Raw genomic sequence first — 5,786 nt, 5'->3', positions numbered from 1 at the left:
CCTCGACGCTCGCCGACAGCTCGTCTACGTGAGTACGGAGCATCGCGAGCGTCGCGTCCGCGTCGGCGTACCCCTCGTCGTAGTCGTCGAAGGCGGCCGTCGCCCGGTCGAGAAATCGCTCTACCGCCGCGTCGGTCGGCTCGTCGGTCATGGGTCACGCTCCGCCGGCGAGCGGTTTATGTCTCCCGGCGGGGAGCGCGCGGAGACCGTCAGCGCCGACGGAGGGCGTACGTCGTGTAGCCGACCGCGACGACGAGCGCGCCGTACAACAGCGTTCCGAGCAGGGCGGGCGACGCGGTGACGTACTCGCCGAACGGGTCGGTCAGCGCCAGCACGGCCACGGTGAGCGCGGCGGAGATGGCGATCCCGACCGCGCCGAACGCCTTGAACGCCGCGTCGAGGTCGAATCCACGCGATCCCAGTTGGTGGCTCATACCCCTTTGTACGCGCTCAGGTTATAAATCCGTCCGACTGGATTCTCAGCCTCGGGGAACGGTGGTGACCGGACCGCCGGGGCTGTGAGCGCGGTTTACTATTATCATTGATAATTTGCTCCGAGGCGTTTTAGCCCTCGGTCGAAACCGGTGCGACATGACGCAGACGGGACCCACGACGCTCTCTCGACGGCGGCTCGCCGCCGGTCTCGGGGGGGCTGTGGCGGGCGCGCTGGCCGGGTGCCTCGGCGACGAGGCCCCCGGTGCGGCGTCGATAGACACCGGCAACGACGAACCGGCGGACGACGAGGCCGACGGGGGAGACGCGATCCGGAACGCGGCGGACGCCAGCGCGACGGTCGGGATGATCTACGCGCTCGGCGGGCTAGACGACCGGTCGTTCAACGACGCCGCGAACCGGGGCATCCAGCGCGCGCGCCTCGATCACGACGTGGCGTTCGCGAACGAGGAGCCGACCTCGATCCCGGAGTTCGAGACCGCGCAGGACGCCCTCTCGTCGTCGACCGATCCCGCCTACGACCTGATCTGCTGTATCGGCTTCCTCCAGGCGGACGCGCTCTCGACGGTCGCGGGCGAGCACCCCGACCAGCGGTACGCAATCGTCGACTCGGTCGTCGACCGCGACAACGTGGCGAGCTACGTGTTCCGCGAACACGAGGGGTCGTTCCAGGCCGGCCACCTCGCCGGGCTGGTGACGGACCGCGACGTGTCCGTCGGCGCGGGGTCGACCGTCCCCGACGAGCGGACCGTCGGCTACGTCGGCGGCGTCGACTCGCCGCTCGTCCGCAAGTTCGAGGCCGGCTACCGCGCCGGCGTCGACCACGCGACCGCGGACGTGTCGGTGCTGTCAACGTACCTCGGCGCGTTCGACGACCCCGAGGGCGGGTACGCCGCCGCCGCGGAGATGTTCGAACAGGGGGCCGACGTGGTGTACCACGCGGCCGGCGGGAGCGGACTCGGCGTGTTTCAGGCGGCCCAGGAGTACGGCCGGTACGCGATCGGCGTCGACTCCGACCAGTCGCGCAGCAACCCGCGGTACGCCGACGTGATCCTCGCGTCGATGGTGAAGCGGGTCGGCACCGCGGTGTACGACGCCGTCGAGGAGACGATCGACGACGACCTCGCCACCGGCTCCACGACGGCGCTCGGGCTCGCCGAGGACGGCGTCGCGCTCATCTACGGTACGACGCTCGGGCCGGTGATCCCCGACGACGTGCGCGCCGCGATCGTCGACTCCGGCGAGCGGATCGTCGCCGGCGACCTGTCGGTCCCCACGGACCCGGAGGCGGTGAACTGATGGCACCCGACTCGTTCGAGCGCCTCGTACGCGCGGTCGGGCGGCTCCTCCCGAACGCGGTGCGCCGCCGGTACGCCGCGAAGTTCGCGCTGGCGTTCCTCGTGGTCGCGGCGGTCGTCGTCGCCGGGGGCGCGTTCACCTACCTCCAGACCGAACAGACCGTGGAGTCGGACGCGACGACGCAGCTCGCCGAGACCGGCGGCCTCCAGGCCGACGCGATCGGGTCGTGGACCGAGCGGATGAGCACCGAGACGCGGTCGATGTCGGCGGCCGACGCGCTCCGGTCCGACCGGCGCGCGCCGGCGTACGTGCTGTTGAAAGACCAGCTGCTCTCCGAGGACATCGTTAGCATCCACCTCGTCGACGCGGCGCAGGACCGGGTCGTCGCCAGCACCGAACGCCCCTTAGAGGGGCGCGCGCCGAGCGACCTCGACGCGCCGTGGAGCGACGCGGACGTCCCCGAGGGGGTCGGCGAGGACGACCGGGTCTGGCGGTCGGACCGCTCGTACCGGTCGCCCGTGCTCAACGACCGCCCGGTGATGGCGTTCGCCAGCTCGGTGCCGCGGGCCGACGGCCGGTACCTCGTCGTGGTCACCCGCATCCAGCCGCAGCTCGAACGCATCCAGAACAGCGACCCCGGGGAGGAGACGATGATCCTCAACGCCGCCGGGCAGACCGTCCTCGACATCGACGGCACGGTCGACGAGGCGGAACACGCCGACGGCGTCGAGGCGATCCGGGAGGGCAACGCCACGACCGCGACGCGGATCGGCGCCGGTCAGGTCCACGCGTACGCCTCCGTTCCCGACACCGACTGGGTGGCCGTCACGAGCGTCGACCAGTCGACCGCGTTCGCCGTCCGCAACGACGTGGGGAACTCCGTGCTGCTCCTCATCCTCCTCACGCTCGCGTCGCTGGGCGTCGTGGGCGCCGTCCTCGGAACTCGAACGGTGCTCCCGCTCTCGCGGCTCCGCAACCGCGCCGAGCGGATCGAGTCGGGGGACCTCGACGTCGACCTGTCGACCGGACGGATCGACGAGATCGGCCGCCTGTTCAGGAGCTTCGGGGAGATGCGGGACTCGCTCCGGGACCGGATCGCCGAGGCCGAGACCGCCGCCGACGAGGCCGAGGCGGCCCGCGAGGAGGCGGAGGCCGTCACCCGCGACATGGAGGCGCGTGCGGCCGACTACAGCGAGGTGATGGGCGCGGTCGCGGACGGTGACCTCACGCGCCGGATGGACCCGGACGCGGACCGCGAGGCGATGCGCGAGATCGCCGAGGAGTTCAACGACATGGTGGCCCAGTTGGAGCGGACCACCGCGCGGGTCGCCGCCTTCGCCGGCGAGGTCGACGGCGCGAGCGCGGAGCTCGCGGCCGGCGCCGACGAGGGCGAGACCGCGAGCGGGACCGTCAGCGAGCAGATCCAGGAGATCGCCGACGGCGCGATCAGTCAGGACGAGCGCCTCGACGAGGTGAGCGACGAGATGAGCGACCTCTCCGCGAGCATCGAGGAGGTCGCCTCGTCCGCCGCGTCCGTCGCGGAGACCGCCGAGGCCGCCGCGGAGCGCGGCGAGTCAGGCCGCGAGGCCGCCTCGGAGGCGCTCGACGAGATGGACGCGATCGAGGCGCGCTCCGCGGCCGCGGTCGAGCAGATGGAGGCGCTCGACGAGCGCATGGACGAGATCGACGAGGTGGTGGAGTTCATCACCGACGTGGCCGAGCAGACGAACATTCTCGCGCTGAACGCCTCGATCGAGGCCGCCCGCGCCGGCGAGGCCGGCGAGGGCTTCGCGGTCGTCGCCGACGAGGTGAAAGAGCTCGCGGAGGAGACGCAGGAGGCCGCCGCCGAGATCGAGTCGCAGATCGCGACCGTCCGCGAGGAGACCGACGCGACGGTCGATGACATCCGCGAGACGAACGAGCGGATCGACGAGGGGGCGGACACCGTCCGCGAGGCCTCGTCGTCGCTCGAAGCGGTCGTCGACGCCGTCGAGGAGACGAACCACGGCGTTCAGGAGATCAGCGAGGCGGCCGAGGACCAGGCGCGGTCGACGCAGCGCGCGGTCGAGGGCGTCGAGGACGTCGCCGAGGTGAGCGGGGAGGTCGCCGCCGGCTCCGAGCAGGTGTCCGCCGCCGCAGAGGAGCAGACCGCGACCGTCGCCACCATCGCGGAGAACGCCGACCGGCTCCGGGGACAGGCCGAGTCGCTCTCCGAGTCGGTCTCCGCCTTCGATGTCGACGTCGACCCCGAGGAAATCGAGAGCGCGGAGTCCGACGGCGTCGACGGGGCCGAGGGCGACGACGCGGTCGGAGGCGACGAGCGACGCGACGCCGAGAACGGGACCGTCGGGGACGCCGACGGATCGCCGTCCGGTGACGGGCTCGCCGCCGACGGCGACGGGCGCCCCCCGTCGTCGGACGAACGTTAGCCCTGCTTCGGGCTCGCTATTGACGAACGAGCGCGAGGGCGACCTTTCGACTGCGTACCGACGAACGAGCGTTACTCCCCGCTCTCCGGGTGTCCCTCGACGATAGCCACGCCGGACGACGCGCCGATCCGCACCGCGCCGGCGTCGAGCATGGCCGTCGCCTCCTCGTAGGAGCCCACGCCGCCGGAGGCCTTCACGGGAAGGTACTCGCTCATCAGCTCGACGTCGGGGACGGTCGCGCCGCCGTCGGCGAACCCGGTCGACGTCTTCACCATGTCGGCGTCGGCGGCGACCGCGGCCTCGCACGCGCGGCGCTTCTCGGCGTCGTCGAGGAGGGCGGTCTCGATGATCACCTTCACCGGGACGGGCACGGCCGCGACGATGTCCGCGAGCTCGTCGGCGACCGCGCCGCCGTCGCCGGCCTTCAGCCGGCCGACGTTGATCACGAGGTCGACCTCGTCCGCGCCCGCCTCCCACGCCGTGACCGCCTCGTCGCGCTTGACCGTCGGGTCGTGTTGCCCGTGCGGGAACCCCACCACGGTGGCGATCGCCGCGGGCTCTGCCTCATACTCGGCCGCTTCGGCGACGTAGCACGGCGGGATACACGCGTTCATCCCGTGCGCGGCGGCCTCGTCGAGAACGCTCCGCACGTCGTCCCAGGTCGTCTCCGGACCGAGGACGGTGTGGTCGATGCTGGCGGCGAACTCGTCGCGGTTCATGCGTCGACCGTCGCGCGCGGCAGTAAAAGGCGTGCGGGGTCGGCGCGACCGACTTGACGACCGGTCGCTCCGGCACGAACGGGAGCGCGTTCGGAACAACGCGGGAACGGAACTCGCGGGGAGGGGGCCCGGCGCGATGCCGGTCCGTCGCGACTACGGGGCTCGGAGACCGAGGGTCGCGGGCCGAGCGCGGCGGCGTCAGCTCTCGATCTCGATCTCCGTGCCGCTGACGGCGCTCTCGACGGTCACGGGGAGCCGCACCGTCAGGATGCCGTTCCGGTATTCGGCCTCGATACCGTCCTCGTCGATCGCCTTCGGGAAGCGGAACCGACGGTGGTACGTCCGCCGGGTCCCGCGGTGTTCGTCCTCGTGTTCGCCGGCGACGTTAAGCACGCCGTCGTTCCACGAGGCGGTGATCTCCGACGGGTCGAACCCCGGAAGCTCGACCGACAGGACGAACTCGCCGTCCTCCTCGTACAGTTCGTAGTCGTTGCTACCGGATTCGAACAGTCTGCTCGGGAAGTCGAGTCCCTGTGTCCACGTGTTTGCTGGCTCGAGCATGGGCATCGCTGACCACCTCGAACTCATCCAATTATAGGGTTGCGATTCTATAAAAATCTAACGCATCTTGGTGTTGAGTCTCACACAACGGTCGACGGCCCGTCCCACCGAGCGGCGCTCCGTACAACTGCGCCGACGGATCCGGTCGCCGTCTCAGGCGCCGTCTGGCGAACACGCTCTTCAGTAGACTGGCGGAACCAGGAGTATTAGTGCCTCTGGCCTGGCAAAGACGGGTATGTGTGAAGACCGTCCTGCCTTCGGCCAGAGGCTAGCGGAACTTGCGGAACTTGGGGTAATAGAATTTCGGCCCGAGCCGCTCGACGCC

Annotated in this window: 5 protein-coding genes; 2 read left to right on the top strand and 3 right to left on the bottom strand. The window is 70.8% G+C overall.

All coding sequences use genetic code 11. From position 1 onward, the window contains the following. Positions 1 to 209: 209 nt before the first annotated feature. The gene (locus B9G38_RS13580) at positions 210 to 434 is read right to left on the bottom strand and encodes a hypothetical protein (protein ID WP_086220713.1); all 225 of its coding nucleotides are present in this window, start codon (positions 432 to 434) and stop codon (positions 210 to 212) included. A 157-nt stretch (positions 435 to 591) separates the two neighbouring features. Here B9G38_RS13580 and B9G38_RS13575 point away from each other — a divergent pair, with 157 nt between their 5' ends. Together B9G38_RS13575 and B9G38_RS13570 are read left to right on the top strand one after the other, a co-directional pair. Further along, on the top strand, positions 592 to 1,752 hold the full coding sequence (locus tag B9G38_RS13575; protein WP_086220712.1) for a BMP family protein: 1,161 nt from the start codon (positions 592 to 594) through the stop codon (positions 1,750 to 1,752). Further along, a complete protein-coding gene (locus B9G38_RS13570; protein WP_086220711.1) occupies positions 1,752 to 4,181 on the top strand; it encodes a methyl-accepting chemotaxis protein in 2,430 nt (809 codons plus the stop codon). Before B9G38_RS13575 ends, B9G38_RS13570 begins: the two co-directional genes overlap by 1 nt. A gap of 71 nt (positions 4,182 to 4,252) precedes the next feature. Here the strand turns inward: B9G38_RS13570 and deoC are convergent, their stop codons facing one another. Both deoC and B9G38_RS13560 read right to left on the bottom strand, forming a co-directional pair. Beyond that, positions 4,253 to 4,900 carry a deoxyribose-phosphate aldolase gene (gene deoC, locus B9G38_RS13565; RefSeq protein ID WP_086220710.1) on the bottom strand — a complete coding sequence of 216 codons (648 nt, stop codon included), beginning with the start codon at positions 4,898 to 4,900 and terminating at the stop codon, positions 4,253 to 4,255. 198 nt (positions 4,901 to 5,098) lie between these two features. Continuing rightward, the gene (locus tag B9G38_RS13560) at positions 5,099 to 5,461 is read right to left on the bottom strand and encodes an Hsp20/alpha crystallin family protein (RefSeq protein WP_049930686.1); all 363 of its coding nucleotides are present in this window, start codon (positions 5,459 to 5,461) and stop codon (positions 5,099 to 5,101) included. Between the last annotated feature and the right edge of the window lie 325 nt (positions 5,462 to 5,786).

The sequence above is a fragment of the Halorubrum sp. SD612 genome, assembly GCF_002135005.1.
The sequence above is the reverse complement of the archived record's forward strand: the minus strand, read 5'-3'. Positions and strand labels throughout refer to the sequence as shown.

Bases quoted from the DNA above. Each gene is read 5' to 3' on its own strand.
- B9G38_RS13580 (WP_086220713.1), bottom strand. From the start codon at position 434: ATGAGCCACCAACTGGGATCGCGTGGATTCGACCTCGACGCGGCGTTC.
- deoC (WP_086220710.1), bottom strand. From the start codon at position 4,900: ATGAACCGCGACGAGTTCGCCGCCAGCATCGACCACACCGTCCTCGGT.
- B9G38_RS13575 (WP_086220712.1), top strand. From the start codon at position 592: ATGACGCAGACGGGACCCACGACGCTCTCTCGACGGCGGCTCGCCGCC.
- B9G38_RS13560 (WP_049930686.1), bottom strand. From the start codon at position 5,461: ATGCTCGAGCCAGCAAACACGTGGACACAGGGACTCGACTTCCCGAGC.
- B9G38_RS13570 (WP_086220711.1), top strand. From the start codon at position 1,752: ATGGCACCCGACTCGTTCGAGCGCCTCGTACGCGCGGTCGGGCGGCTC.